This window comes from Achromobacter sp. NCFB-sbj8-Ac1-l (genome assembly GCF_052695805.1).
The window spans coordinates 4,145,127-4,171,369 of record NZ_CP199812.1 but is presented as its reverse complement, the minus strand read 5'-3'; the positions used below and the strand labels follow the sequence as shown (position 1 = coordinate 4,171,369).

Genomic DNA, 26,243 nt, shown 5'->3' with positions numbered 1-26,243 from the left:
ATCAGTGCTGTACGGCCAGCGCCTGGAAGGTGGCGGTGGCGCTGATGCGATAGCCGCCGGCCTCGCGCAGGATGAACAGGGCGGCCAGGCCGAGGCGTTCGGCATAGGCCAGGCCCTCGCGTTCGCCCAGCACCGTCAGCGCCGTGGCCAGCGCGTCGGCCTGCATGCAGCCGGCGTGCAGCACGGTGACCGACGCCACGCCATTGCGCACCGGCTGGCCGCTGCGCGGATCGATCGTGTGGGCATAGCGGGCATCGCCGTCGCCGGCATGGCGGCGGTAGTCGCCCGACGTGGCGATGCTCAGGTCGTGCAGCGGCAACGCCAGGGCATGGTTGTCGCTGCCGTCCGGCACTTCCACCGCCACGCGCCACGGCGCGCCGTCGGGGCGCTTGCCGCGGGCGCGCAGTTCGCCGCCCACTTCCACCAGGTAGTCGGTGACGCCCAGCGCATCCAGCGCCTGGGCGGCGCGGTCCACGCCATAGCCCTTGGCAATCGATGACAGGTCCAGGTAGACGCCGCCCGGTTGCCAGGCGGCCTGGCGCGCCGGATCCAGCAGCACCCGTTGCCAGCCGCAGCGCTGGCGGGCCGCGTCTATGGCCGCGGGCGAGGGCGGCTCGAAGGCCCGCTGCCACGGCCCGAAGCCCCAGGCGTTGACCAGCGGCCCCACCGTCGGGTCATAGGCGCCGCCGCAGTCCTCGGCCAGCGCCAGCGCATGGCGCAGCACATGGAAGAACCCGGCGGGCAGTTCGCGCCAGCCGGGGCCGGCGCGGTTGTACCGGCTGATGTCGGCGTCCGCTTCCCAGGTGCTCATCTGGGCCACGACCTCGTCCAGCGCGGCCTGGATGGCCTGCCGCGCGGCCGCGTCCGTCGCGCCGGCGGGCAGCGCCAGCCGCGCCGACCAGGTGGTGCCCATGGTCGCGCCCGCCAGTGCGGCCGCGCGCCTGGGCAGCACGCCCAGGTCGACGCGAACCTGCAGGGCGGCTGCGCCACGCGGCGCATAGGACGGAACGGACGACATCGACGCGCCCGGGATCAGGGCTGCAGCACTTCGACGGTGCCGGCGTACGACAGGCGGCGCTTCTTGGCCTGCGGCACGCTGACCTTGGCGTCTTCGGTGCCGGCTTCGATCCAGTACAGGCCCGGCTGCGGCCACTTGACCGAGAACTTGCCGTCCTTGTCGGTCTTCAGGGCGATCTCGCCGACCTTGTCGCGGTAGCGGCTGCCGCCCGGCACGATGGTCACGTCCAGGTCGGCGGCGGGCTTGCCGTCCAGCAGCAGCTGGAAGTTGGCCGATTCGCCGGTGAACAGGTCGTTGGGGTGGGTGGCGGGCGCCAGTTCCAGGCCGCGGCCCACCGGCTTGATGGCCGAGGGCTTGCCGGCGGTGACGAAGGTTTCGACGCGGCCCAGGCTTTGCGTCACTTCCAGGTCGGCGGCGTTGGCCGGCACGGCCTGGGCCAGGCCTTCCGGCTTGCCGAAGTAGCGCTTGGGCTTGCCGTCTTCTTTCCAGCGGGCGAATACGCCGTCGTTCACCACTGCGATGCGGTAGGTGCCGGCCTGCTTGAGTTGCAGGTCGAAGGTGCTGCGCAGCTTGCCGCGATTCAGGTTCTCGGCTTCGGCGGCCGAGCCGTCCGGGGCCACCACGGCCAGGCCGTCCAGGCGCAGCGGCGCGTGGTTGAAGTAGAACTTGTCGTTGCCCACCGCGGCATCCACGGTGATCCAGCTGTCGGTGCCCGACAGCACGGTCGACGACGGCACCATCCAGACGTCATGGGCCTGGGCGGCGAAGGGCAGGCTCAGCGCCAGGGCGGCGGCCAGTTTGGCGGCGGATTTCATGGTTGCGTTCCTTGTGCAGGGATGGGGGCGGATCAAGGTTTCAGGTCCAGGGCGATGGCGCCCAGTTCGTGTTCGCCGCGGGCCGTCAGTTGCTCGGCCTTTTGCGGCGGCCACTGGAAGGGAATGCGCAGCAGCTCGCGGCCGCCGACTTCGCGCGCGGCCTCGACCACCACGGCGTACTGGCCCGGCTTCAGGCCGGCCAGCGGCCTGGACGCCGCGTCAAAGCGCAGGGCGTGCTTGCCGGCGGGCTTGGTCGCGCCGCTTACGCCGTCCACGGGAAAGGTCTGGTTGCGGCCGCTGCGGCGCCACCACTGGCGCATGTCCTTGAGCCATTCGGTGCCTTCGTTGTTCTTCTTGGCCACGTCGTACCAGACGGCCAGGTCGGCCGCCACGCTCTGGTCGGCGTTTTCGATCCAGATGGCCACGTACGGGCGGTGGTATTCGGCCACGTCCAGGCGCGGCACTTCGATGGACAGGCCGATGTCGGCGGCGTAGGCCGTTCGGGCGATCAGGCCGGCCAACAGGGCCGACAGCAACAACTTGCGCATGGAAATCTCCAGGGCGGATCGGATGAATCAGTGAATGAAGAGCAGCGCCAGCACCAGCGGGATCACGACGCCCAGCCCGACCATGGGCCAGGTCGCGCCGCGATTGCCCGCGTGCATCTTGAGCAGCACCAGCCCGGTCAGCGAAAAGACCAGACAGGCAATGGCGAAAATGTCCAGGAACCAGCTCCAGGCCAGCCCCGTGTTGCGGCCCTTGTGCAGGTCGTTCAGGTAGGCGATCCAGCCGCGGTCGGTGCGTTCGTATTCGACATCGCCGCTGGCCCGGTCGATCGACAGCCAGGCATCGCCGCCAGCGCGCGGCAGCGATACGTAGACTTCGCCGGCCGACCATTCCGCGGGCTTGCCTGCCGCCCCGGCGTCCAGTTCCGCGTCCAGCCATTGGGTGACGGGGGCGGGCAGGGGGGCTTTCTTCTGATTGGCCGGAAGGGTCAACTGCGCCAGCAGGGCGTCGGGCAGACGGGCTTCGCGGCTGGTCACGACCGCCTTCGATTCGATGTGCGAGGCGTTGTTCAGCGTCAGGCCGGTGATGGCGAACAGCAGCATGCCCAGCAGGCAGAGCGCCGAGCTGATCCAATGCCATTGGTGCAGCGTCTTGAGCCAGTAGGCCCGGCGCCGGGGGGATGCGTGACTGTCCATGAGGTGGGCAAAATTCAAGGGCCGGATTCTAGCATTCAAATGAGAATTACTCTTATAAAACACTTTATTAACGTGCGAAGCGATTTCAATCGATTTCGGACCCATTTCCCCGCGCGGCGATAAGATAGGGCACCCGTTACCACCACCGGAGGTCGTCATGCTGGAACAGCAAGTGGTTGATCAGATCGGTCGTCATTGGGGTTGGGTCGCGCTGCGCGGGGGGATCGCCATCCTGTTCGGCCTGATGGCCCTGTTCATGCCCGCCATCACCCTGTCGGCGCTGGTGCTGGTGTGGGGCGCATTCGCGCTGGTCGATGGGGTGCTGGCGCTGGTCGCGGGCATCCGCATCCGCGACCAGGGCAAGCCGTTGTGGGCGCTGATCATCGTCGGCCTGCTGGGCGTGGCGGCCGGCATCGTGACCTTCCTGTGGCCTGGCCTGACCGCGCTGGTGCTGCTTTACATCATCGCGATATGGGCGCTGGTGGCGGGGGTGTTCCAGGTCATTGCCGCGATCCGCTTTCGCAAGAACATCCACAACGAGTGGTTCCTGGGCCTGTCGGGGCTGGTTTCGATCCTGTTCGGCGCCATGCTGATCGCGCAACCGGGGGCGGGCGCGCTGGCGCTGGTATGGGTCATCGGCATCTATGCGGTGTTCTTTGGCATACTGCTGCTGGTCTTTTCCCTGCGCCTGAAGCAGCACCGCGCCCCTTGAGCCCATGTCCGTCTACCAGACCCTGATCCCCCTGAATTTCCTGGCCGTCGGCGTGGGGGCCATGCTCGGCGCATGGGCCCGCTGGCTGGCCAGCCTGTGGCTCAACACCGCGTCCTGGCCCTGGGGCACGCTGGCGGTCAATCTGGCGGGGGGGTATCTGGTGGGGGTGGCGCTGGCACTGGTGGCCGGCCACCCGGAATGGCCGGCCTGGGTGCGGCTGGGCGCCATCACCGGATTCATGGGCGGCCTGACCACGTTTTCGACTTTCTCGGCCGAAACCGTTGCCATGCTGGAGCGTGGCGCCTATGCCGGCGCGCTCGGCTATGCCGGCTTCAGCCTGTTGGGATCCTTGCTGTTGACGGGCCTGGGGCTGGCCACGGTCAATCTGCTGCGTTGACGTCGCCGCGTCGGGCCCGACGCAGGCCGGCGCGGCGGGCGCCGCCGCACGCGGCGACGGCCCGGGGCGGACAAGCTCAGTCGCCCGCGCGCGGATTGAGCACCCGCGCCGCTTCCAGGCCGCTGCGCACCGCGCCTTCCAGCACGCCGGGGTAGCCGGTGTCGGTCCAGTCGCCAGCCAGGGCCAGCGTGGGCCACGGCGTGGTGTTCAGCGGCCGATGCAGGCCCGGCACCGCGGCGAAGGTGGCGCGCTTTTCGATGAACAGTTCCGCGGACGACACTTCCGGCATCGGCGGCAGCCGTTGCGGGTGGCCCGCGGCCTGCTCGGCCACCTGGTCGATCAGCGCTTCGATGGCCTGCTGGCGGTTGCGATCGGTCAGCGTGGTGGCGGCGCTGGCCACCACCGCCAGTTCGCCCACCTGCGCGTCGCCCGCCAATTGGGCGCGATCGAACAGCCATTGGCCGACGTGGCCGCGCGCGCGTTCCTCGCGCAGCATCATCATGGGTTCAGGCAGGCGCCAGGGCTCGGCCAGCCGCAAGTTGAGCGTGGCGATCGGCAGGTAGTCGAAGGCGCGCAGCGCATCCAGCAAGCCGGTCGCGCCGGCCGCCCGCAGCGGCGCGTCGAGCAGGCGCGCGGCAAAGGTCGGCGGCACGGCCAGCACGGCCGCATCAAAGCGTTCCTGGTTGATGTCGATGCCGTCCGCCGACGGGTGCAACTGGCGCACCGTGCTGCCGTAGCGCATGGTGACCAGGCGCGCGGCGGCGTCGGGCCACAGCGCCGACAGGTCGGTGCAGGGCAGCAGCAGGTCGCTGTCTTCGCGGCGCCCGGCCAGGCTGTCGCGCAGCACGCGGGCAAACAGCACGGCGCTGGCGGTGGCCAGCGGCGTGTTCAGGGCGGCCAGGCAAAGGGGTTCCCAGACCTGGCGGATCAGCGCGTCGGACTGCGCGTGATAGTGCAGCAGTTGCTGCACGGTCCAGTCGCGCGGGGGCGTCCAGGACATCGCGCGCAGGCCGCGCATCAGCCGCAGCGTGGCCAGGCGATCGCCCCACGACAGGCCGCGGGCGCGCAGGATCGCCACGGCCATGTGCAGGGGGGCCGGCAGGCGCGGGGCCGACAGCCGGAAGCGGCCGTCCAGGCTGGCCAGCCGCAGGGGCCGGCGCATCAGCAGCGCATCGGGGTTGCGGCCCACCCGGCGCATCAGCGCCAGCGTGTGCTTGTAGGCGCCCGACAGCAGGTGCTGGCCATTGTCCAGGGGGGAGTCGAAAGCGTCGTGAAAGACGCGCCGGGCGCGCCCGCCGGGCGTGTGGCCGGCCTCAAAGACCGTGACCTTGGCGCCGGCCTCGCGCAGGGCGACGCTGGCGGCCAGCCCGGCCCAGCCGGCGCCGATGACTGCGGCCTTCATCGTGCCAACCGGCGGACCAGTCCACGTCCGCCGCCCACCCAGGTCTTCCAGGCCAGCCAGAGCTTGCGCAGGGGCGTCAGCGAAATGCGCTGATGCAGCACCTGCCAGTTGTCGCGTTCGATCTCGTCGAGCAGCGCGTGGTAGATCGCCGCCATCATCAGGCCGGGGCGCTGTGCGCGCCGGTCGGTCTCGGGCAGGCTGCGCATGGCGTCGCGGTACAGCTCGCGGGCGCGGTCGGCCTGGAACTTCATCAGGGCCGAGAAGCGCTCGGAATACTCGCCATTCAGGATGTCCGAGGCCTTGACCTCGAACTGCTGCATGTCGTTGACCGGAATGTAGATGCGACCGCGGCGGGCGTCGTCGCCCACGTCGCGGATGATGTTGGTCATCTGGAACGCCAGGCCCAGCTTTTCGGCATAGACCAGCGTGGCCGGATCGGTATAGCCGAACACGCCGGCCGACAGCTCGCCCACCACGCCGGCCGCATGCCAGCAGTACTTGCGCAGGCCGGGCCAGTCCAGGTAGCGGGTCTGGTCCAGGTCCATTTCCATGCCGTCGACGATGGCCAGCAGGCGTTCGCGGGTGATCGAACAGCTTTGCAGGTGCGGCTGCAGCGCGCGGGTCACGGGATGGTCGGGCTTGCCGTCGAACATCTGGTCGACCTGCGTGCGCCACCAGGCCAGCTTGATGCGCGCCAGCGACGGATCGGTGCATTCGTCCACCACGTCGTCGACTTCGCGGCAATACGCATACAGCGCCGTGATGGCGCGGCGCCGTTCGGGCGGCAGGAACAGGAAGGAATAGTAGAAGCTGGAACCGCTTTTGGCGGCTTTCTCCTGGCAGTACTCGTCAGGGGTCATAGTTGGCAGGGCCGGTTACTTACTTGATAGAGCGCCACAACATGATGGCCCAGTCTTTGGCGCCCAATTCGGGGCGATTCATGAATACATCGTAGCCGCCTGCCTCGATACGCTCCAGCACGCGCAGGCCGCCTTGCACCACCAGGCGCAGTTCCAGGCCGATGCGGCCCGGCAGGCGGCGCGCCAGCGGAGCGCCGAAGTGTAGCAGCGCGCGCGTGCGCTCGATCTCGAACGCCATCAGCTCGCGCCAGGCGGGCGTCAGGCGGGCCGCGGCGAGGTCTTCTTCGGACACGCCGAAGCGGCGCAGGTCTTCCTGCGGAATATAGACGCGGTGCTTGTGCCAATCGACCCGCACATCCTGCCAGAAGTTCACTTGCTGCAAGCCGGTGCAGATGGCGTCCGACTGTTCGACGTTCTGCGGCTCGGCCGCGCCGAACAGATGCAGCATCAGGCGGCCCACCGGATTGGCCGAGCGGGTGCAGTAGTCGGCCAGGGTGGCGTAATCGTCGTAGCGCTTGACGCTGATGTCCTGCTCGAAGGCGGACAAGAGGTCGTAGAAAGGGGTGATGGGCAACTGGTGCCGGGCAATGGTGGCCGCCAGCGGCACGAAGATGCTGGCCAATTCGGGCGCGCCGGGGGCGGGCACGGTGCCGGGTTCGGCGCCGATGCGGTGCAGTTCGGCGCGAAACGCCGCCAGCTGGGCCAGGCGTTCGGCGTCGTCGGCGCTGCCTTCGTCGGCAATGTCGTCGGCGGCGCGGGCAAACCGGTACAGATCGGTCACGGCGCCGCGCAGCCGTCGCGGCAGCAGCAGCGAGGCAACGGGGAAATTCTCGTAGTGATCGATGGGCATATGGGGTCCTGCGGTCTGGCCAGGGCGGGCCGGATCCGAGTCATTTTAGAGTACGCCGGGCGGCGCGATCCTGCTGCTGGCGCCACGCCGATCAGTTAGACTTAAGCGCCACAGGATCTCATACCATGCCCCGCCCAGTCTCTGCCACCGTTTCCGTCTCTGCCCTGGCGCACAACCTGGCCGCCGTGCGCCGCCACCTCGACCAGACCGCCGCCGCCGCTTCGGGCCTGCCGCCCTCGATCTGGGCGGTCATCAAGGCCAATGCCTACGGCCACGGCATCGAGCAGGCCGTCGCCGGCTTCTCCAAGGCGCAGGGCCTGGCCATGCTCGACCTGGACGAAGCCGTGCGCTGCCGCGAAGCCGGCTGGGGCGGCCCGATCCTGCTGCTCGAAGGTTTCTTCAACCCGTCCGACCTCGACCTCGTCGACCGCTACCACCTGAGCACCACCGTGCACCAGCGCGAACAGCTCGACATGCTGGCGCGGGCGCGGCTGTCGCGCCGGGTCGACATCATGCTCAAGCTCAACAGCGGCATGAACCGGCTGGGCTTTTCGCCGGCCGCCTACCTGGCCGCGCACGAACGCGCCCAGTTGCTGCAGCAGCAGGGCACGGTCGGCTCGATCGGCAAAATGACCCACTTCGCCTGCGCCGACGGCCCCCAGGGCGTCAGCGAGCAAATGGCGGTCTTCAATTCGGTGACGCATAAGTTGCCCGGACCGGTCAGCGTCTGCAATTCGGCGGCCACCCTGCGTTTCGCCGACATCGCCGTGGCCTCGGAAAACCAGGCCCACTGGGTCCGCCCCGGCATCTGCCTGTACGGCGCGTCGCCGTTCGCCGATGCCGACGCGGCCTCGTTCGGCCTGAAGCCCGCCATGTCGCTGCGCTCGGAAATCATTGCCGTGCAGGAACTGAAGGCCGGCGACTCGGTCGGCTACGGCGCGCTGTTCCGGGCCGACCGCGCCATGCGGGTCGGCATCGTGGCCTGCGGCTACGCCGACGGCTACCCCCGCCACGCCGCCACCGGCACCCCGGTGGCCGTGGCCGGCATCCGTACCCGCCTTGTGGGCCGGGTGTCGATGGACATGCTGATCGTCGATCTGGACCCCATTCCCGCCGCAGGCGTCGGCACCCCGGTGTCGCTGTGGGGCGAAGACGGCCCCTCGGTGGACGAAGTCGCCCTGGCCGCGGGCACCATCGGCTACGAGCTGCTCTGCGCCCTGGCGCCTCGCGTGCCGGTCACCCGCGACGCCTGAGCCATTCGGGGGGGATGTCCCCCTTCCGGTCACCCTCGGATGGGGGGCCTTTCCCCAGGGCGGGATGGTGTCCAGCGTGCAAGAATTGCTACGCAATTTACAAGACAGCCACCGCCGGATGGTGTCTACTTGAAAAAACCGGGCGCCCAGGCGCCCGTTTTCGACCCAGTAAACAATCAACGAGGTTTCGATCCATGAAGGACAAATGCGTGCTCATTACGGGCGCCACCAAAGGCATAGGCTGGGCGCTTACTCAGCGGCTGTCCGACATGGGTTGTCATGTGGTCGGCATCGCGCGCAATACCGGCGATGTGGACTTCCCCGGCTACCTCTATGCCTGTGACCTCGCCGATGCCGGCCGCACCGAAGAGGTGCTGCGCGAAATCCGCGAGAAATTCCCCGTCGACGCCGTCGTCAACAACGTCGGCATCGCCTCGCCCCAGCCGCTGGGCGAAATCGACCTGGCCACCCTGTACAACGTGCTGGACCTGAACGTGCGCGTGGCCGTGCAGGTCACGCAGGCCTTCATCGAATCGATGAAAGTGCGCCGCGCCGGCCGCATTGTCAACGTCTGTAGCCGTGCCATCCATGGCGGCCTCGAACGCACCGCCTATTCGGCCGCCAAGAGCGCGCTGGTGGGCTGCACCCGTACCTGGGCGCTCGAACTGGCCGAATACGGCGTCACCGCCAACGCGGTGGCCCCGGGCCCGATCGAAACCGAAATGTTCCGCGCCACCCGCCCGGCGGGCAGCGAAGGCGAAAAACGCGCCTTGGCCTCGGTACCCATGAAGCGCCTGGGCACGCCGGCCGAAGTGGCCGCCGCCATCGCCTTCCTGCTGTCGGACGACGCCGGCTTCATCACCGGCCAGGTGCTGGGCGTGGATGGCGGCGGCAGCCTGGGCGGCCGCTCCTGACCTGACGCTAGCGGGCGCGGATCGTATCTGCACCCTGCAAGACAGACCGGCCCGCTGCAAGCGGGCCGGTTTTCGTTGGGGTGTGATGACCGGGGCGTGGCGGCCGAAGCTGGGTAATCTCGGGGCGCGCGTCAAGGCCGGGGCGCCATCGTCCCCCAAGGCTTCAATACGGCCCGTTGGCCGCGTCCACCGTCTTCACGTTCTTGAATTCGCCCGCCAGCTTTTCCGCGGCGCGCGCGAGCAGCACGGCATCCACCCCCACCGCCACGAAGGTCGCGCCCAGCGACAGGTAATGGCGCGCCTGCGGCACGCCGCTATGCAGGATGCCGGCGGCCTTGCCCGACTTGACGATGCGGGCGATGGCCGCGTCGATGACCTGGGTGACTTCGGGGTGCTCGGGCTTGCCCAGGTAGCCCATGCTGGCCGACAGGTCGGCCGGGCCGATGAAGGCGCCGTCGACCCCATCCACCGCCAGGATCTCGTCCAGCGCGTCGATGCCGCGCGGCGTCTCGATCTGTACCAGCACGCACATTTCGTCGTTGGCGCGTTCGAGATAATCGGGAATGCGGTTCCAGCGCGACGACCGGGCCAGCGCGCTGCCTACGCCGCGGATGCCGGCCGGCGGGTAGCGCACCGCGGCCACGGCGGCCGCGGCTTCTTCGGCCGACTGCACCATGGGCACCAGCAGGGTCTGCGCGCCGGTGTCCAGGATCTGCTTGATCTGCACCGGGTCGTTCCAGGCCGGCCGCACCACCGGCGCCACCGGATAGGCGGCCACCGATTGCAGTTGGGCCAGCGTGGTCTGCAGCGTGTTGGGGGCGTGTTCGCCGTCGATCAGCAGCCAGTCGAAGCCGGCGCCGGCACAGATTTCAGACGTATAGGCGCTGGCCAGCCCGGCCCACAGGCCGATCTGGGGTTTGCCGGCGCGCAGGGCGCGCTTGAAGTGGTTGGTCAGGATATCCATGGGCTGCGTGGGGATCAGATGAAGTGGCAGTTGACGGAACCCAGCACGCCGTAATCGACATTGAAGGTATCGCCGGGGCGGGCCAGCACCGGGCGGGTGAACGACCCCGACAGGATGATCTCGCCTGCTTCCAGCGCCACGTCGTGGGCGGCCAGCTTGTTAGCCAGCCATACTACGCCATTGGCGGGGTGATTCAAGACGCCGGCGGCCACGCCGGTTTCCTCGATCACCGCGTTGCGCGACAGGATCGCGCCGACCCAGCGCAGGTCCAGCTCGTTCATCTTCACGGGCCGTCCGCCCATCACCACGCCCGCGTTGGCGGCATTGTCGGCGATGGTGTCGAACACCTTGCGCGGCCGCTTGCTGTCGGGGTCGATGCTGTGCGAGCGCGCATCGATGATCTCCAGCGCCGGAATCACGTAGTCCACCGCGTCGTACACCTGGAACAAGGTCACGTCGGGCCCGCGCAGCGGCTTGCCCAGCACGAAGGCCAGTTCCACTTCCAGGCGCGGCAGGATGAAGCGGCCTGCGGGAATGTCGCTGCCGTCGGCAAAGAACATATCGTCCAGCAGCATGCCGAAATCGGGCTCGTCGATCTGCGAGGCCTGCTGCATGGCGCGCGAGGTCAGGCCGATCTTGTGGCCGCGCTTGATGCGGCCTTCGCCCAGCTTGATGTCCATCCAGGCGCGCTGGATGGCGTAGGCATCGGCGATGGTGATGTCGGGGTGCTCCAGCGAGATCTGGCGGATCTGCTGGCGGGTGCGTTCAGCCTCGTGCAGGCGGGCGGCGATGGCGTGTACGGTGGGGGAGTCGAGCATGGCGAAGGTCCGGATAAAAGGAGTGTCAGGCGGGGTAGGGGGCCAGCGTGTTCACGAGCCGGCCGATGCCGTCGATCTCGGTCACGACTTCGTCGCCGGGGTTGACGTTGACGATGCCGTCGGGCGTGCCCGTCAGGATCAGGTCCCCGGGCGATAGCGTCATGAAACTGCTGAAGTATTCGATCAGGGCGGGAATGTCGAACACCATGTCGCGGGTATTGCCGCGCTGGGTTTCGAGGCCGTTGACGGTGGTGCGCAGGTCCAGGTTCATCGGGTCGGGCACGTCGTCGCGGTCCACCAGCCAGGGCCCCAGCGGCGTGCAGGTGTCGCGGCTTTTCACGCGCAGGTTCGGGCGGTACCAGTTTTCCAGGTAGTCGCGCAGCGCGTAGTCGTTGGCCACGGTATAGCCCGCCACGTAGTCGTAGGCCTGGCCGCGTGCGACGTTGCGGGCGGTCTTGCCTATCACGACCGCCAGTTCGCACTCGTAGTGCATGAAGGCCACGTCGGCCGGGCGCAGCGTCTGCGCGCGGTGGCCGACGAATGTGTTGGCCGCCTTCAGGAAACCCAGCGGTTCGTCCGGCGCCTTGAACGCCAGTTCCCGCGCGTGGTCGGCGTAGTTGATGGCCAGCGTGAAGGTGGTGCGCGGTTCGACGGGCGGCAGCCAGGTGACGGCGTCTTCCGCCAGGCAGCGGCCGTCGGCCAGGCGCACCTGGCCGGGGCCGGCTTCGGTGGCGGCGTGGATGGCGCCTTCAAAGACGATGCGTGCGTGTTTCATGGCGGGTTCCGGGATGCGTCAGGCCAGGGCGTTGCCCAGGGTGCCCACCTGGGCGATGCGGATGTCGTAGCGCTGCCCGGCGCGGGCGCGCGGCGGCTCGGCGGGGATGCCGGTGAGCAGGATGTCGCCGGGTTCGAAACGCATGAACGCGGTGACGTCGGCAATCAACCGCGCGACCGGCCGAACCCGATCGGCCGTCGTCGCGCGCTGTACCACTTCGCCGTCGACGCGCACTTCGATTTCCAGCGCGTCCGGGTCCGTCACCGCCGCTGCGGGCGCAAGATCGCGGCCCATGGGGCAGAAGCCGTCGCGGCACTGCTGCTTGAGGGCGGGCCGGAAGTAGCTGGCGTGCGGCGCCGACAGGTCGGCCACCACGCGGTATCCGGCCACGTAATCCAGGGCGTCGGCTTCGCGCACGCGGGTGGCGCGGCGGCCAAAGACGATGCCCAGGCAGGCGCCGATCGATATCTCGGGCACATCCGGCGGCAGCATGATCACGTCGCCGTCGGCGGCATAGGTGTTGGCGGGCTTGATGTACAGCACCGGCGCCTGCGGCGGCGCCTTGTAGGGCGGCGCGTGGACGGCCTCGCCCAGCGCGGCCAGGGCCTGGCGGCTGTTCAGCGCTACGCCGACCACCGTGCGCGGCAGGGCGGCGCGGGCCGCCGCCGCGCGATCGGCCAGGTACTCGCGATAGTTGTTGCGCTTGTAGTTCAGCACCGGGTCGGCCTCTTCGACCTGCAGCGAAATGCCCAGCGGCCGGCGCGCCATTTCCGCGGCCAGGGCGCGGTCCAGCGCCTGGAACACGCGTTCGCCCAGCGCCGCCTGCTGCGCGGCGCTGCGGCCGTGGCCGATGCGCAGCAGCACGTGCACGAACGCGTTGTCGGGGTGGCCGTCCACGATCAGGTAGTCATCCACCCGCACGGCGCGGGTGCGGGCGCCGGCCAGCGGGTACAGGCTGCCGTCGCCCACGGCCGCGTCCTGCACCACGCGCATCAGCGCACGGGTGTCCAGGTCGAGATTGGCGGAATACTCAATCCAGATGTGTGGCATGGCAGGCGTGGGACAAGCCCCCTCCGGCAGATATTGTTAGCATGTTAATTATCATAGTGAAAAAGCCCGTGGGCGGCAATGCGGGCCGCAAGGGGTTTTCCGCCGTTGACAGCGGCAATTTCCCGGGCATAAAGTTAACGAGTTAACTAAATATTCGGCAGGCCGAAGATCCGGCCCTCAACGGCCGACAAGGAGACACGCGTGAGCATCAAGCACTGGATCAACGGCAAGCAGGTCGACAGCGCCGACCGCTTCATCACCTACGACCCCGCCACAGGCGAGGCCATCGACGAAGTCGCCGCGGGCGGCCAGGCGGAAATCGACGCCGCCGTCGCGGCCGCCGCCGACGCCTTTCCCAAGTGGGCCGGCACGCCCGCCAAGGAACGCGCGCGGTTGATGCGCCGGCTGGGCGAACTGATCGACCGCAACGTGCCGCACCTGGCCGAGCTGGAAACCCGCGACACCGGCCTGCCGATCTCGCAGACCCGCAAGCAGCTCATCCCGCGCGCGTCCGAGAACTTCACCTTCTTTGCCGAAGTCTGCACGCGCATGAATGGCCACACCTATCCGGTGGACGACCAGATGCTGAACTACACGCTCTACCAGCCGGTGGGCGTGTGCGCGCTGGTGTCGCCCTGGAACGTGCCCTTCATGACCGCCACCTGGAAGACCGCGCCCTGCCTGGCGCTGGGCAATACCGCGGTGCTGAAGATGTCGGAACTGTCGCCGCTGACCGCCGACCAACTGGGCCTGCTGGCGCTGGAAGCCGGCATTCCGCCCGGTGTGCTGAACGTGGTGCAAGGCGATGGCGCGACCGCCGGCGACGCGCTGGTGCGCCATCCCGGCGTGCGCGCCATTTCGTTCACCGGCGGCACCGTCACCGGCAAGAAGATCCTGACCAGCGCCGGCGGCATCAAGAAGTTCTCGATGGAACTGGGCGGCAAGTCGCCCGTGCTGGTGTTCGACGACGCCGATGTCGAGCGCGCGCTGGACGCGGCCTTGTTCACCATCTTCTCGCTCAACGGTGAACGCTGCACCGCCGGTTCGCGCATCTTCGTGCAGGAATCCATCTACGCCGACTTCGTGCGCCGCTTCGCCGAACGCGCCCAGCGCCTGGTGGTGGGCGACCCCACCGACGAGGCCACGCACGTGGGCGCGATGATCACGCGCCCGCACTGGGAAAAGGTCACCGGCTACATCCGCCTGGCCGAACAAGAGGGCGCCCGCATCCTGGCCGGCGGCGCCGACGCCCCGCAGGGCCTGCCCGCGCGCCTGGCGGGCGGCAATTTCGTGCGCCCCACGGTGCTGGCCGACGTCGACAACCGCATGCGCTGCGCCCAGGAAGAGATCTTCGGCCCGGTCGCCTGCCTGATCCCGTTCAAGGACGAGGCCCACGGCCTGGCGCTGGCCAACGACGTCAAGTACGGCCTGGCGTCGTACATCTGGACGAGCGACATCGGCCGCGCCCACCGCCTGGCGCGCGGCATCGAGGCCGGCATGGTGTTCATCAACAGCCAGAACGTGCGCGACCTGCGCCAGCCGTTCGGCGGCACCAAGGAATCGGGCACGGGCCGCGAGGGCGGCGAATACAGCTACGAGGTGTTCGCCGAGATCAAGAACGTCTGCGTCTCGATGGGCAGCCACCACATCCCCAAATGGGGCGCCTGAGCCCCCCTCAGCATCCGGAGACAACACCATGGGCAAGCTCGCGCTGGCGGCCAAGGTAACGCATGTGCCGTCCATGTACTTATCCGAAATGCCCGGCCGGCATCACGGCTGCCGCGAGGCCGCCATCCAGGGGCATCGCAGCATTGGCCAACGTTGCCGCGACCTGGACGTGGATACGCTGGTCGTGCTGGACGTGCACTGGCTGGTCAACGCCGGCTATCACGTCAATTGCAACGAACGCTTCTCGGGCTGCTACACCAGCAACGAGCTGCCGCACTTCATCAAGGACATGGACTACGCCTACCGGGGCGATCCGGCGCTGGGGCGGCGCATCGCCGACTGCGCCAGCGCGGCCGGCGTGGCCACGCGCGCCCACGAAATAGCCAGCCTGGAACTGGAATACGGCACGCTGGTGCCGATGCGCTACATGAATGGCGACGACCGCTTCAAGGTCGTGTCGGTCGCGGCCTGGTGCGCCTGGCACGCGCTGGACGACAGCCGCCGCTTCGGCGCGGCGCTGCGCCAGGCCATCGAGCAGGGCGACAGCCGGGTGGCGGTGCTGGCCAGCGGGTCGTTGTCGCATCGCTTCAACGACAACAACAGCCCCGAAGCCGCCATGCACCAGATCAGCCGCGAGTTCTACCGCCAGGTCGACCTGCGGGTGGTGGAGCTGTGGCGCCAGGGCGACTGGAAGACCTTCTGCGCCATGCTGCCCGAATACGCCGAGCTGTGCGTGGGCGAGGGCGGCATGCACGACACCGCCATGCTGCTGGGTTTGCTGGGCTGGGATGCCTACGACCGCCCGGCCGAGATCGTGACGGACTACTTCACGAGTTCGGGCACCGGGCAGATCAATGCGATCCTGCCCGTGCCGGACTGATCCCGGGCCGGGCGGGCGCCGGCCCCGCCGGGGCGATTCAACGGATGCGCCGGGCGGGCGCCGGGCCGTGCGGGGGGCTACTCCGCGGTCGCGGGCTCACGCTTGATCAGCTCGACCATTGCGTCGACGTCGGCGTACAGGCGGTCGAGCAGTTCCTTGCCGATGCGGGCCTCGATTTCCTGGTACTTCGCATCCACTTGCGGCCGCATCCGGTCGATCAGCTTGTTGCTCTTGGCGGTCAGCGAAATCTCCTGGCGCCGCTGGTCGGCGTTGGAACGCACGCGCTTGATCAGGCCCTGTTCTTCCATGCCGGCCAGCATGCGGGTCAGGCTGGGGCTCAGGATCTGGCAACTGCGGGCAATCTGGTTGGGTTCCATGGAACCCACTTCGCTCAGGGTGCGCAGCACCCGCCATTGCTGTTCGGTCACGCCCGCGGCGTGCAATATCGGCCGGAAATGCGCCATGAGGGTTTCGCGCGCAAAAAGCAGCAGATGGGGAAGGTTGCGGTGGTGGAAGCTCGGACTCATGGCGGCCATGTTAGCAAGAAGCCGTTCGATTTCTTGAGGGTATCAACGTCCAGGCCCGCAACGAATGCGGGCCTGGGGGAAACGGAACGCGGGAAAAAACGGGGTCAGGAAGCGGGGTTCTGCTGCGCCAGCTCGTGCAGGTCGTCGGGCAGCGTCAGGTCGGGGGCGCCTTGTTGCAGCTCGCGCAGGGCGGCGACGGCCTCGTCCTGCTGGTCGTCCTGCATCAGGCTGCGGATATGCGCCACACGGGCTTCGATGTCCTGTTCACTGAAGGCGACGACCTCGGCGGTGGCGGCCTCGGCCGGTTGCTCGGCGGCGGCTTGCTCGGTGGCCTCGGCGGCTTGCGGCGCGGGGGCGGCGATCTGCACGGCCGGTTGGGCCTGCGCGTCTGCCGGCGCCTGCGCGGCACGCTGGGCCGGCGCGGGCGCGGGCTGGGGGGCAGGGGTGTCCGCAGCCATCATCGGACGAGGGGCGGGCGCGCGCTCGGCCGCAGTGCCGACTTCGTGGGGCACGGCCAGCTGGGCGTTCATGTCGGCCATCTCGGCGCTTTCGCGCATGTCGGTCCAGGCGAACACGCCGGCCACGATCGCCAGGCACGAGGCCGCCGCCCAGCCGGGATGCCAGCTGCGGCCGGGATGCCAGGTGCGGCGCACGGCCGCTTCCAATTCGGGGCTGCCGCCTGCCCTGGGTTTGCGATACAGGGCGCGCAAATCCAGGTCGTCGTCTTCGTCGAAGGGGGGGCGATAGGTGATGCTCATGCGCGTACTCCTCGCGCTTACGCCTGGTGGCAGGGCGTATTCGCGTTTGACCTCTGCTAGTGCCGCGCCGGTGGTCCGGCGATCTCGTCCAGGCTCGGGTCGTGTTCCGGTTTAGATGTTGATTATGCGCGATTTGAAGAAATCTGCCAGTGAATTTCGTGTATTTGCAGGCTGTAACTTCACGGTGTCCCCGATTGTGCAAGGAATCTGAAAGGTGCGTGCACCAGCGCGGGGCAAAACGTGTCGCAAACGCGCGCACGCGCAGGCCGACGAGGCGGGCTTGCCGGTACACTTTCGCCCATGGCCAAATCCCGAACCGTCTACGTGTGCGCCGAATGCGGCGGCACGACCCCCAAGTGGCAAGGCAAGTGTCCGCACTGCAATGCCTGGAACACCCTCGAAGAAACCGTGGAATCGTCGGCGCCCGCCGCCGCCGCGCACCGCTACGCGCCGCTGGCTTCCAGCAGCCCGGTGCGCAGCCTGTCCGAGATCGAGGCCCGCGAAACCCCTCGCCAGCCTACCGGGCTGGAAGAATTCGACCGCGTGCTGGGCGGCGGCCTGGTGGCCGGCGCCGTGGTGCTGATCGGCGGCGACCCGGGCATCGGCAAATCCACCTTGCTGCTGCAAGCCCTGGCCTCGCTGTCTGAAACCACCAACGTGCTGTATGTCACCGGCGAAGAATCCGCCGAGCAGGTGGCGCTGCGCGCGCGCCGGCTGGGCCTGCAGACCGGCAATATCAACCTGCTGGCGGAAATCCGCCTTGAAGCCATCCAGGCGGCGGTATCCGAGCAAAAGCCCACCGTGGCCGTGATCGACTCGATCCAGACCCTGTACAGCGGCGAACTCACCGCCGCGCCGGGGTCCGTGTCGCAGGTGCGCGAATGCGCCGCGCAGCTCACGCGGCTGGCCAAGCAGACGGGCATCGCCATCGTCATGATCGGCCACGTCACCAAAGACGGGGCGCTGGCCGGGCCGCGCGTGCTCGAACACATCGTCGACACCGTGCTCTACTTCGAGGGCGACACGCATTCGTCCTTCCGCCTGGTGCGCGCCTTCAAGAACCGTTTCGGCGCCGTCAACGAACTGGGTGTCTTCGCCATGACCGACCGCGGCCTGCGCGGCGTGGCCAACCCGTCGGCCCTGTTCCTGTCGCAGCACGAGCAGCAGGTGGCCGGTTCGTGCGTCATGGCCACGCAAGAGGGCACGCGCCCGCTGCTGGTCGAGATCCAGGCGCTGGTCGACAGTTCCCACGCGCCCAATCCCCGCCGCCTGACCGTCGGCCTGGAAGGCAACCGCCTGGCCATGCTGCTGGCGGTGCTGCATCGCCACGCGGGCGTCTCCACCTTCGACCAGGACGTCTTCGTCAATGCCGTGGGCGGGGTGCGCATCACCGAACCCGCGGCCGACCTGCCGGTGTTGCTGGCCATCATGTCATCGCTGCGCGACCGGCCGCTGCCCCGCGGCCTGATCGCCTTCGGCGAAGTCGGCCTGGCCGGCGAGATCCGTCCGGCGCCGCGCGGCCAGGAACGCCTGCGCGAAGCCGCCAAGCTGGGTTTTTCCATTGCCCTCATTCCCAAGGCCAATGCGCCGCGCCAGCCTATCGAAGGGCTCGAGATCTGGGCGGTCGACCGCCTGGATGCCGCGCTGGACAAACTGCGCTGACAGGAGCTTGACGTGAGTCTGTGGCTTATCGCCCTGTGCCTGGGTGCGGGGTGCCTTATCGGCTTCATGGGCGGCGTGCTGGGCATCGGCGGGGGCATGATCGCCATCCCCGCGCTGGTGCTGCTGATGGGCATGTCGCAACAGCTGGCGCAGGGCACCGCCCTGATCATGGTGTTGCCCACCATCATGATGGCCGTGCGCAAATACAACCAGCAGACCCGCATCGACCGGCGCGTGGCGCTGGCCGGGGCCGGGGGCGCGGTAGTGTTCACCTGGGTCGGGGCCCGGCTGGCGCTGGGCATCGATTCCAGCACGCTGCGCCTGAGCTTCGCGGTGTTTCTGTTTTTCATCGCGCTGTTCTACGCCTGGCAGACCTGGCGGGCGGGCGTGGCCGCGCGCTCGCCCAAGCCCGCCGCGGGCCGCACGGCGCCGGTGTTCACGCCGCGCCGCGCCAGTGTGCTGGGCGTGCTGTGCGGCACGCTGGGCGGTTTTTTCGGCGTGGGCGGCGCGGTGCTGGCCGTGCCCATCATCACCTCGGTCTTTCGCCTGCCGCAGACCACCGCCCAGGCGCTGGCCCTGTGCATGGTGATACCCGGGTCCGCGGTGGCGCTGGTCACCTATTCCTGGGCCGGGCAGGCCGCCTGGCTGGTGGGCCTGCCGCTGGCTGCCGGCAGCCTCTTGTTCGTGCCGGTGGGCGTGCGGCTGGCCTATCGGCTGCCTGAACGCAAGCTGAGAGCCTGCTTTGCCGCCATGCTGTTCGCCACCGTGGCGCTGCTGGCATTTGAAAGCTGAGGGCGGGCGCGCGCTGCGCGTTTGTCACCATCTCATGACGAAGCGTTAGCGCCGGAAAATTTCCTGTTCCGCGCTGAACCTTCGGCCGGGGGCGGGTTCCAACGGAGTACGGGTCATGCGGCGATGTTGCCGCCCCGAGTAGGAAAGGCCTTCGGGCCGATACCATCAGGAGTTCATGCAATGACGACACACTCCCGTATCGCTGCGTTCTTGTCTACCTCGGCCTTGTGCCTTGGCCTTGCTGCCGCGCCTTCGGCGTTCGCGGCGGGCGCCGATGCCACGACCAAGGCGGGCGATACCAAGACCCACGCGCAGCACAAGCAGCACAAGGCCGACAAGACCTCCGCCAAGCCGGCGGCGCCCAAGGCGGGCGCTGCCAAGACGGATGCATCGGGTGCCATGGCGCCCGCGAAGTAAGGCAGTACCTCAGTAACCGTAGTTCGCAGTAAATCTTCAACCGCAGTAAATCTCTAACCGCAGTGAATCTTCAATCGCAGTACCGCATTACCGGGCCGCAAGGTCCAAGTTCCTTTGCAAACGGCGGATGGCCCCCGGGCCTGAAAGCCGAAAGCCTCTCGGTATGGGCACCGAGAGGCTTTTTCGTTTGGGCGCCGCGCATCGCGCGGGCCCTGTCGGGTATGTGGGGCAGGCGATGACGCCCGCCACCCGCATCACTCCACCGGCGTGATCACGCGGCCGGTATCGAAGTAGGCCTGCAGGTTTTCCAGCATCAGGTCTTCCATCGACTGGCGCGTTTCCAGCGTGGCGCTGCCGATGTGCGGCAGCAGCACGGCCTGGTCGCTCTTGATCAGCGCGTCGGGCACCTTGGGTTCGTGTTCGAACACGTCCAGCGCCGCGCAGCCGAGCTTGCCGGCTTCCAGCGCGGCCACCAACGCGGCCTCGTCGATGACCGGGCCGCGTGCGATGTTGACGATGATGCCCTTGGGGCCCAGGGCTTCGAGCACTTCGCGGTTGACCAGGTGGCGCGTGCTGGGGCCGCCCACGGTGGCCACGATCAGGAAGTCGGCCCAGGCTGCCAGGTCGGTCAGCGAGGCTTCGTAGCCGTAGTCGATATCGTCGCGCTTCTTGCGGTTGTGATAGCGCACCTGCATGTCAAAGCCGATGCCGCGGCGGGCGATGGCCTCGCCGATGCGGCCCAGGCCGACGATGCCGAGCTTCTTGCCGCTGACGCGCTGGCCCAGCGGAATGCTGCCGTGCACCTGGCCCCATTGGCCGGCGCGCACGAAGCGTTCGCCCTGGCCCATGCGGCGCGCACCGGCGATCAAGAGGCCCCAGGCCAGGTCCGCCACGCAATCGGTCAACACGTCCGGCGTGTTGCTGACCTGCACGCCGCGCTGGTGCGCCGCGGCCACGTCGATGGTCTCGTAGCCCACACCCCAGCTGCAGATGGCCTTCAGGTCGGGCAGCGCGTTGATGAGTTCGGCGTTGGCGCCGAAGTTGGCCGACGTGACGACGGCGGTCACGCCCTTGCCCAGCTCGGCCAGCGCGGCCTTGCGGTCCGGCTGTTTCCACAGTTCGATGACGTCGTAGCGCTGCGCAAGGCGCTGGTTCGCGGAGGGCGAGCCGGCCAGCGAGCCGACCTGGATGATGCGATGCTTGGTGGTCATGTTGTCGTACGGGAGGGTGGCAAAACGTTCATGCTACTTGATCCTGCCTGGAATCCGGCTGAGAGCGGGACGCCCGGCGCGGCGCATGCCGGCCGCGCCGGGCGCGCTTAGCGTCATTCCAGCTGGATATTGGCCTTCTGGATCACCTCTTTCCAGCGCTTGACCTCGGCCTGCTGGAAGGCGGTGAACTGCTGCGGCGTGTTGGCCACGACCTCGAAGCCCAGGCCCTGCAGCGTCTTCTCGGTCTGCGGATCGCGCAGCGCGGCCTGCAGCGCCTGGGTCAGTTGCTGCACCACGGCCGGCGGCGTGCCCTTGGGCACGGCAAAGCCCTGCCACGAATACACCACCATGTCCTTGATCCCGGCCTCGGCCAGCGTTGGCACGTCGGGCAGGTCCGGCGCGCGGGCATCGCCGGTAATTGCCAGGGCCTTGAGCTTGCCGGCCTTGATGTGGTTCTGCACCGCGCCCAGATTCTGGAACGACACGTTGACCTGGCCGCCGATGAGGTCGGCGATGGCCGCGCCGCCGCCGCGGTAGGGCACGTCCACGCCGGTGGTCTGGGTGCGCTGGCGGAACAGCACCGCCGAAAGGTGGTCCGACGATCCCGTGCCCGACGACGCATACGACAGCTTGCCCGGGTTCTTGTTGGCGTAGGCCACCAGTTCGGCCACCGTGCTGGCCGGGAAGTCGGCCGAGGCCACCAGCACGTTGGGGTTGCGCACCGCCTGCGTCAGGTAGTCGAAGTCCTTGCTGGGGTTGTAGGACAGGTTCTTGTACAGCGCCTCGTTGATGGCGAAGGTGCCGATCGACCCGACCATCATGGTGTAGCCATCCGGCGTAGCGCGGGCCAGCGCCTGCGCGCCGATGGCGCTGTTGGCGCCCGGCTTGTTCTCGACCACGAAGGTCTGGCCCAGCGCCTTGGACAGGCCAGGCGTGACGCTGCGCGCCGTGATGTCGGACGAGCCGCCGGGCACGAAAGGCACGATCATCGTGACGGGCTTGGTGGGGTAGCCGGCCGCCTGCGCCGCCGGTCCGGCAAGCAGCGCGGCCGCGGCCAGCGCCACCGCGCATAGGGGTTTGTTCATGTTGTCTCCTGGTTCGCGTGATGATGAAGAACCCGTCGCCCACGCGTGGCGGCCGGGTCCGGACCGGCGCGGGTCAGTCGACCTTGGCGCCTGATTGCTTCACCACCTCGGCCCACTTGACGGTCTCTTGCGCCATGAACCGGGTGAACTGGGCGGGGGTGTTGCCGGACGGCGTGGCGCCCTGGGCCTGCAACTGGGCGCGCACCGGCTCCTGTTGCAGGGCCGCGGCGACGTCGCGCTGGATCTTGTCGACGATCTGCGGCGGCGTGCCCGCCGGGGCCAGCAGGCCGAACCAGCTGGACGCCTCATAGCCGGGCACCCCGGCCTCGGCCAGCGTCGGCACATCGGGCAGCGCGGGCGAACGCGTGGCGGTGGTGACCGCCAGCGGCCGCAGCTTGCCGCCCTTGATGAAGCCCATCGACGAGGGCAGGTTGTCGAAGATCAGGTCGGCCGAGCCGGCCATCACGTCGGTCAGCGCCGGGCTGCTGCCCTTGTACGGCACGTGCGTCATGCGCGTGCCCGTCATGGTCTGGAACAGCTCGCCGGACAGGTGCGTGGACGTCCCGTTGCCGGTGGAGGCCATGTTGACGCTGCCGGGGTTGGCCTTCAGGTACTTGATCAGGTCGGCCACGCTGCGGATGCCGTGCTTGTCGGCGAAGCCGGGGTTCAGTTCCAGCACATTGGGCACCGGGATCACCAGGGTGACGGGCTGGAAGTCCTTGACCGGGTCGTAGGGCAGCTTGGCATAGACGGACTGGTTGATGGCATGGGTGCTGACGGTGCCCATCAGGAGCGTGTAGCCATCGGGCGTGGCGCGGGCCGCCTCGCCGGAACCGACGTTGCCGCCGGCGCCCGCCTTGTTGTCCACCACCACCGCGCGGCCCCAGGACTTGCCCAATTCCGCCGCCACCACGCGCGCGGCGATGTCGGCGGTGCCGCCGGCCGGGAAGGGCACGATGATTCTGACGTCGCGTTCGGGGTAGTCCGCGTGGGCCGACGCGGCCGGTATCAGGAAGGCGGCCGCGGCCAGACAGGCGGCAAGGGCCAGGCGGCCTCGCTCAGGGACTGCATGCATGGAATTCGTCTCCTTGGTGTGCGCGTGGCCGCGCATCGTTTGTGAAACGAATATAGGTATTGAGCATTTACTTGTCAACCAAGTATACTTTTTTCACCTTACTTATTTGACAACTGGATTCCGGCGACGGGATCCGCCAGGAGCTTTCCCGCCATGAAAACGTCCCCGGTCACTGTCCAGGATCTGCAGCGCTCCGTCATCGCCGTGCCGCCCCTGGCGCGCCATGCCGACCTGTCCTTGAACGAGGCCGCCAACCAGGCCTTGTTGCGGCACCTGGAGGCCGGCGGCGTGCGCAATGTGATGTACGGCGGCAACGCCAATTTCTACAACGTGGGCGTGGGCGAATACGCGCGCATCGTGGACATGCTGGCCGCGCTGGCGGGCCCGGACACCTGGATCCTGCCGTCCGTCGGCCCCGACTTCGGCAAGATGATGGACCAGGCCGGCCTCCTGCGCAGCCGCGCCTTTCCCACGGCCATGCTGCTGCCGATGTCGTTTCCCTATACCGATGCGGGCCTGGCCGACGGCGTGCGCCGCTTCACCGACGCGTTGGCCAAGCCGGCCGTGGTCTACATCAAGTCGGCCGACTACCTGGCGCCGGCCACCGCCGCGCGGCTGGTCGAGGAAGGGCGCATCGTGGCCTTCAAATACGCCGTGGTGCGTGAGGACCCGGCGCGTGACGCCTACCTGACCGCGCTGCTGCAGGCGGTGGATTCGAACCGCGTGGTCAGCGGCATCGGCGAGCGCCCGGCCATCGTCCATTACCGCGATTTCGGCTTGAAGAGTTTCACGTCCGGTTCGGTCTGCGTGGCGCCGCGCGGGTCGATGCGCCTGCTGCACCTGCTGGCCGCGGGCCGCTACGACGAAGCCGAGTCGGTGCGCCAGCACTACCTGGGCCTGGAAGACTGCCGTGACGGCATCAGCCCGATCCGCGTGCTGCATGACGCGGTGACGCTGTCCGGCGTGGCCGACATGGGTCCGATGCTGCCGCTCCTGACCGGCATTTCCAGCGCCGAACGCGAACGCGTGGCGCCGGTGGCGCGGGCCTTGGCGGCCTGGGATCGCGAGGCGGCCGACGTCGCCGGCAATATCTCGGACAGGAAGACAGCCGCGGCGTAAGCCGCGCCATGGCGGCGCATGTGGCATTGACGGTACGATGACCGCTTTTGTCATTGCGCCCAGTTCCAGGAGGTTTCGTGGCCCGACCCAAAGCATCACCCCCCGCCGCGCCGCAGGCGTCTGCCGAGCCGGACGCCATGGGCGCGCTGGTGCTCGAACGGGGTCACCGCGTGCGCCTGGCCGACCAGCTCTACGGCCAGATCTTCGAGCAGATCGTCTCGGGCAAGCTCAATGTCGGCGACAAGCTGCCGTCCGAAAACGAAATCACCGAGCGCTTCGGCGTTTCGCGGCCAGTGGTGCGCGAAGCGCTGCTGCGCCTGCGCGCCGACGGGCTCATTACCGCGCACCAGGGCCTGGGCACCTTCGTCAGCCACCAGCCGGCACCGCGCCTGACCGCCTTCAGCGACGTGCAGAACGTGGGCGCCTACCTGCGCGCGCAGGAATTGCGCGTGGCCCTGGAAGGCGACGCTGCCCGCCTGGCCGCGCTGCGCCGCACCGACGAGCAACTGCAAAAGATCGAAGCCGCCCACGCCGCGTTCGCCGACAGCCTGGCGCGCGGCGAGGTCTCCGCCGAAATGGACCTGGCGTTCCATGCCAGCATCACCGAGGCCACCGGCAACGACTTCTACCTGGGCGTGCTGGAAAGCATCCATGAATCCATCAACGGCTTCATGCGCCTCACGCTCAACCTGACCCGCACCGGCTCGCGCCAGCGCGCCCAGCGCGTGCTGGACGAACACGCCACCATCCTCGAGGCCATCCGCGCCCAGGACGGCGAGCGCGCCCGGGTCGCCATGCAATTCCACCTGGGCCAGGCTCGCCACCGGCTGGTCGACCGCGAACGCGATTGACCCGCCGCACACCGGACCGGCTCACCCCACAGATCACAGGAGACTTCGCGTGCAAGGCAAGGGTTCGGCAATCACGGCGGCATCGGCGGGGCAGGTGCGGGAACAGATTCTGGTGGTCTTGCAGGCCTGGGGCATGGCGCCCGACCTTGCGGCCGTCACCGCCGGCCTGATGGCCGAAACCGATCTGCTCGGCATCGACTCGCACGGCATCTCGATGTTGCCGGCCTATGAAGAAAAATGGCGCGCGGGTTCGCTCAAGCTGGACGCGCGGCCGCGGCTGGTGCGCGACGGCGGCGCCAGCGCATTGCTCGACGGCATGGGCGGACTGGGCTATCCGGTGTCGGCACAGGCCATGAACCTGGCCGTGGACAAGGCGCTGGAACACGGCGTGGGCGCCGTGTCGGTCTGCAACTCGCACCACTTCGGCGCGGCCGGCGTGTACGCGCGCATCGCGGTCGAACGTGGCGTGGTGGGGCTGGTGACCAGCAGCGCCAACGGCGTCATCATGGTGCCCACGCGCGGCGCCATGCCCATGCTGGGCACCAACCCCATTGCGTTCGGCGCACCCGCCGCCAGCAACGAGCCCTTCGTGCTCGACATGGCCACCACCACCGTCGCTGCCAACAAGGTCAAGGTCTACGACTTCGTGGGCAAGCCGCTGCCCGCGGGGTGGGCGGTCGACGGGCAGGGCGAGCCGGTCACCGCGGCCGACAGCGCCATGCAGTTCATCTTCAAGCGGCCCGAGGGCGGCCTGACGCCTTTGGGCGGCACCGCGGCCATGAGCAGCCACAAGGGCTACGGCCTGGCCATGATGGCGCAGATCCTGGGCGGCACCCTGAGCGGCAGCGCCCTGGCCGCGCGTCGCAACGTCACGCGGCGCCCGGGCGAACCCGACGACGTGGGCCACTTCTTCCTGGCGCTCAACCCCGATGCCTTCCGCGCCGCCGGGTCGTTCGAATCCGACATGGACGACCTGATCGACACCCTGCACGACACGCCGCCCGCGCACCCCGACGAGCCGGTGCTGGTGGCGGGCGAGCCGGAAACCGCCGAGCGCGAACGTCGCCGCGTCCACGGCATTCCCATTGCGGCCGCGCTGGCCACGCGCCTGCGCGAACTCTGCCAACGCGCGGGCGCGCCCTATCTGCTGGACTGAGCCGGACGCGGC

General features: G+C 68.6%; 28 protein-coding genes. 12 read left to right on the top strand and 16 right to left on the bottom strand.

What is annotated here, in order from left to right:
* Position 1 precedes the first annotated feature (1 nt).
* From ACUDP5_RS19155 to ACUDP5_RS19140, 4 genes are read right to left on the bottom strand one after another with little or no spacing between them, the layout of a single operon-like run.
* A complete protein-coding gene (locus ACUDP5_RS19155; RefSeq protein ID WP_445656902.1) occupies positions 2-1,018 on the bottom strand; it encodes an FAD:protein FMN transferase in 1,017 nt (338 codons plus the stop codon).
* A gap of 14 nt (positions 1,019-1,032) precedes the next feature.
* On the bottom strand, positions 1,033-1,833 hold the full coding sequence (locus tag ACUDP5_RS19150) for a DUF4198 domain-containing protein (RefSeq protein ID WP_445656901.1): 801 nt from the start codon (positions 1,831-1,833) through the stop codon (positions 1,033-1,035).
* Between the two features lie 32 nt (positions 1,834-1,865).
* A complete protein-coding gene (locus ACUDP5_RS19145; RefSeq protein ID WP_445656900.1) occupies positions 1,866-2,381 on the bottom strand; it encodes a DUF2271 domain-containing protein in 516 nt (171 codons plus the stop codon).
* A 27-nt stretch (positions 2,382-2,408) separates the two neighbouring features.
* The gene (locus ACUDP5_RS19140; protein WP_445656899.1) at positions 2,409-3,035 is read right to left on the bottom strand and encodes a PepSY-associated TM helix domain-containing protein; all 627 of its coding nucleotides are present in this window, start codon (positions 3,033-3,035) and stop codon (positions 2,409-2,411) included.
* A 157-nt stretch (positions 3,036-3,192) separates the two neighbouring features.
* Between ACUDP5_RS19140 and ACUDP5_RS19135 the strand changes: the two genes are divergently transcribed.
* Complete coding sequence (locus ACUDP5_RS19135; RefSeq protein ID WP_445656898.1) at positions 3,193-3,747, top strand: HdeD family acid-resistance protein; 555 nt, start codon at positions 3,193-3,195, stop codon at positions 3,745-3,747.
* A gap of 4 nt (positions 3,748-3,751) precedes the next feature.
* Entirely contained in the window at positions 3,752-4,144 is a 393-nt protein-coding gene (locus tag ACUDP5_RS19130) for a CrcB family protein (protein ID WP_263911031.1), read from the top strand.
* Positions 4,145-4,220: 76 nt separating this feature from the next.
* On the opposite strand, the gene hpnE is transcribed toward ACUDP5_RS19130, so the two are convergent.
* Genes hpnE through hpnC form a run of 3 tightly spaced genes read right to left on the bottom strand, consistent with a single transcriptional unit; the run spans position 4,221 to position 7,256 of the window.
* Positions 4,221-5,546 (bottom strand): hydroxysqualene dehydroxylase HpnE, encoded by a 1,326-nt coding sequence (hpnE, locus tag ACUDP5_RS19125; RefSeq protein ID WP_445656897.1) that lies wholly within the window; start codon positions 5,544-5,546, stop codon positions 4,221-4,223.
* A complete protein-coding gene (gene hpnD, locus ACUDP5_RS19120) occupies positions 5,543-6,406 on the bottom strand; it encodes a presqualene diphosphate synthase HpnD (protein ID WP_263911028.1) in 864 nt (287 codons plus the stop codon). Before hpnD ends, hpnE begins: the two co-directional genes overlap by 4 nt.
* Before the next feature lie 19 nt (positions 6,407-6,425).
* Entirely contained in the window at positions 6,426-7,256 is an 831-nt protein-coding gene (gene hpnC / locus ACUDP5_RS19115) for a squalene synthase HpnC (protein WP_445656896.1), read from the bottom strand.
* Positions 7,257-7,381: 125 nt separating this feature from the next.
* Here hpnC and alr point away from each other — a divergent pair, with 125 nt between their 5' ends.
* Together alr and ACUDP5_RS19105 are read left to right on the top strand one after the other, a co-directional pair.
* Positions 7,382-8,509, top strand: coding sequence for an alanine racemase (gene alr, locus ACUDP5_RS19110; protein WP_445656895.1), 1,128 nt, complete (start codon positions 7,382-7,384; stop codon positions 8,507-8,509).
* A 194-nt stretch (positions 8,510-8,703) separates the two neighbouring features.
* Positions 8,704-9,423 carry an SDR family oxidoreductase gene (locus tag ACUDP5_RS19105; protein WP_006396065.1) on the top strand — a complete coding sequence of 240 codons (720 nt, stop codon included), beginning with the start codon at positions 8,704-8,706 and terminating at the stop codon, positions 9,421-9,423.
* A 163-nt stretch (positions 9,424-9,586) separates the two neighbouring features.
* On the opposite strand, the gene hpaI is transcribed toward ACUDP5_RS19105, so the two are convergent.
* The 4 genes from hpaI to ACUDP5_RS19085 are packed head-to-tail and all read right to left on the bottom strand — an operon-like array spanning position 9,587 to position 13,030.
* A complete protein-coding gene (gene hpaI, locus ACUDP5_RS19100) occupies positions 9,587-10,387 on the bottom strand; it encodes a 4-hydroxy-2-oxoheptanedioate aldolase (RefSeq protein WP_263911023.1) in 801 nt (266 codons plus the stop codon).
* A 14-nt stretch (positions 10,388-10,401) separates the two neighbouring features.
* Positions 10,402-11,205, bottom strand: coding sequence for a 2-oxo-hept-4-ene-1,7-dioate hydratase (gene hpaH, locus ACUDP5_RS19095; RefSeq protein WP_263911021.1), 804 nt, complete (start codon positions 11,203-11,205; stop codon positions 10,402-10,404).
* 25 nt (positions 11,206-11,230) lie between these two features.
* Entirely contained in the window at positions 11,231-11,980 is a 750-nt protein-coding gene (locus ACUDP5_RS19090; protein ID WP_263911020.1) for a fumarylacetoacetate hydrolase family protein, read from the bottom strand.
* 18 nt (positions 11,981-11,998) lie between these two features.
* Positions 11,999-13,030, bottom strand: coding sequence for a fumarylacetoacetate hydrolase family protein (locus tag ACUDP5_RS19085; RefSeq protein WP_445656894.1), 1,032 nt, complete (start codon positions 13,028-13,030; stop codon positions 11,999-12,001).
* Positions 13,031-13,231: 201 nt separating this feature from the next.
* On the opposite strand from ACUDP5_RS19085, the gene hpaE reads away from it, so the two are divergent.
* Both hpaE and hpaD read left to right on the top strand, forming a co-directional pair.
* A complete protein-coding gene (gene hpaE / locus ACUDP5_RS19080; RefSeq protein ID WP_263911017.1) occupies positions 13,232-14,698 on the top strand; it encodes a 5-carboxymethyl-2-hydroxymuconate semialdehyde dehydrogenase in 1,467 nt (488 codons plus the stop codon).
* A gap of 28 nt (positions 14,699-14,726) precedes the next feature.
* Positions 14,727-15,578, top strand: coding sequence for a 3,4-dihydroxyphenylacetate 2,3-dioxygenase (gene hpaD, locus ACUDP5_RS19075; protein ID WP_263911014.1), 852 nt, complete (start codon positions 14,727-14,729; stop codon positions 15,576-15,578).
* Between the two features lie 77 nt (positions 15,579-15,655).
* Here hpaD and hpaR read toward each other — a convergent pair whose 3' ends face one another.
* Positions 15,656-16,105, bottom strand: a complete 450-nt coding sequence (gene hpaR / locus ACUDP5_RS19070) for a homoprotocatechuate degradation operon regulator HpaR (RefSeq protein ID WP_263911013.1) — start codon at positions 16,103-16,105, stop codon at positions 15,656-15,658.
* 104 nt (positions 16,106-16,209) lie between these two features.
* On the bottom strand, positions 16,210-16,863 hold the full coding sequence (locus tag ACUDP5_RS19065; RefSeq protein WP_263911012.1) for a hypothetical protein: 654 nt from the start codon (positions 16,861-16,863) through the stop codon (positions 16,210-16,212).
* 300 nt (positions 16,864-17,163) lie between these two features.
* Between ACUDP5_RS19065 and radA the strand changes: the two genes are divergently transcribed.
* The 3 genes from radA to ACUDP5_RS19050 all read left to right on the top strand — a co-directional run bounded on the left by radA (position 17,164) and on the right by ACUDP5_RS19050 (position 19,734).
* Complete coding sequence (radA, locus tag ACUDP5_RS19060) at positions 17,164-18,525, top strand: DNA repair protein RadA (RefSeq protein WP_183005111.1); 1,362 nt, start codon at positions 17,164-17,166, stop codon at positions 18,523-18,525.
* Positions 18,526-18,537: 12 nt separating this feature from the next.
* Complete coding sequence (locus ACUDP5_RS19055; protein WP_263911011.1) at positions 18,538-19,317, top strand: sulfite exporter TauE/SafE family protein; 780 nt, start codon at positions 18,538-18,540, stop codon at positions 19,315-19,317.
* Between the two features lie 180 nt (positions 19,318-19,497).
* Positions 19,498-19,734 carry a hypothetical protein gene (locus ACUDP5_RS19050; protein ID WP_263911009.1) on the top strand — a complete coding sequence of 79 codons (237 nt, stop codon included), beginning with the start codon at positions 19,498-19,500 and terminating at the stop codon, positions 19,732-19,734.
* A gap of 254 nt (positions 19,735-19,988) precedes the next feature.
* Here ACUDP5_RS19050 and ACUDP5_RS19045 read toward each other — a convergent pair whose 3' ends face one another.
* The 3 genes from ACUDP5_RS19045 to ACUDP5_RS19035 form a co-directional block, all read right to left on the bottom strand.
* The gene (locus ACUDP5_RS19045) at positions 19,989-20,945 is read right to left on the bottom strand and encodes a 2-hydroxyacid dehydrogenase (protein WP_263911007.1); all 957 of its coding nucleotides are present in this window, start codon (positions 20,943-20,945) and stop codon (positions 19,989-19,991) included.
* Between the two features lie 113 nt (positions 20,946-21,058).
* Entirely contained in the window at positions 21,059-22,030 is a 972-nt protein-coding gene (locus ACUDP5_RS19040; RefSeq protein ID WP_263911005.1) for a tripartite tricarboxylate transporter substrate binding protein, read from the bottom strand.
* Positions 22,031-22,103: 73 nt separating this feature from the next.
* On the bottom strand, positions 22,104-23,105 hold the full coding sequence (locus tag ACUDP5_RS19035) for a Bug family tripartite tricarboxylate transporter substrate binding protein (RefSeq protein WP_445656893.1): 1,002 nt from the start codon (positions 23,103-23,105) through the stop codon (positions 22,104-22,106).
* Between the two features lie 153 nt (positions 23,106-23,258).
* On the opposite strand from ACUDP5_RS19035, the gene ACUDP5_RS19030 reads away from it, so the two are divergent.
* The 3 genes from ACUDP5_RS19030 to ACUDP5_RS19020 all read left to right on the top strand — a co-directional run bounded on the left by ACUDP5_RS19030 (position 23,259) and on the right by ACUDP5_RS19020 (position 26,231).
* Positions 23,259-24,224: a dihydrodipicolinate synthase family protein gene (locus ACUDP5_RS19030; RefSeq protein ID WP_263911001.1), complete on the top strand. Its 966-nt coding sequence runs from the start codon at positions 23,259-23,261 to the stop codon at positions 24,222-24,224.
* Between the two features lie 137 nt (positions 24,225-24,361).
* Positions 24,362-25,075 carry a FadR/GntR family transcriptional regulator gene (locus ACUDP5_RS19025; protein ID WP_263911217.1) on the top strand — a complete coding sequence of 238 codons (714 nt, stop codon included), beginning with the start codon at positions 24,362-24,364 and terminating at the stop codon, positions 25,073-25,075.
* A gap of 133 nt (positions 25,076-25,208) precedes the next feature.
* On the top strand, positions 25,209-26,231 hold the full coding sequence (locus tag ACUDP5_RS19020) for an Ldh family oxidoreductase (RefSeq protein ID WP_445659191.1): 1,023 nt from the start codon (positions 25,209-25,211) through the stop codon (positions 26,229-26,231).
* Positions 26,232-26,243 lie beyond the last annotated feature (12 nt).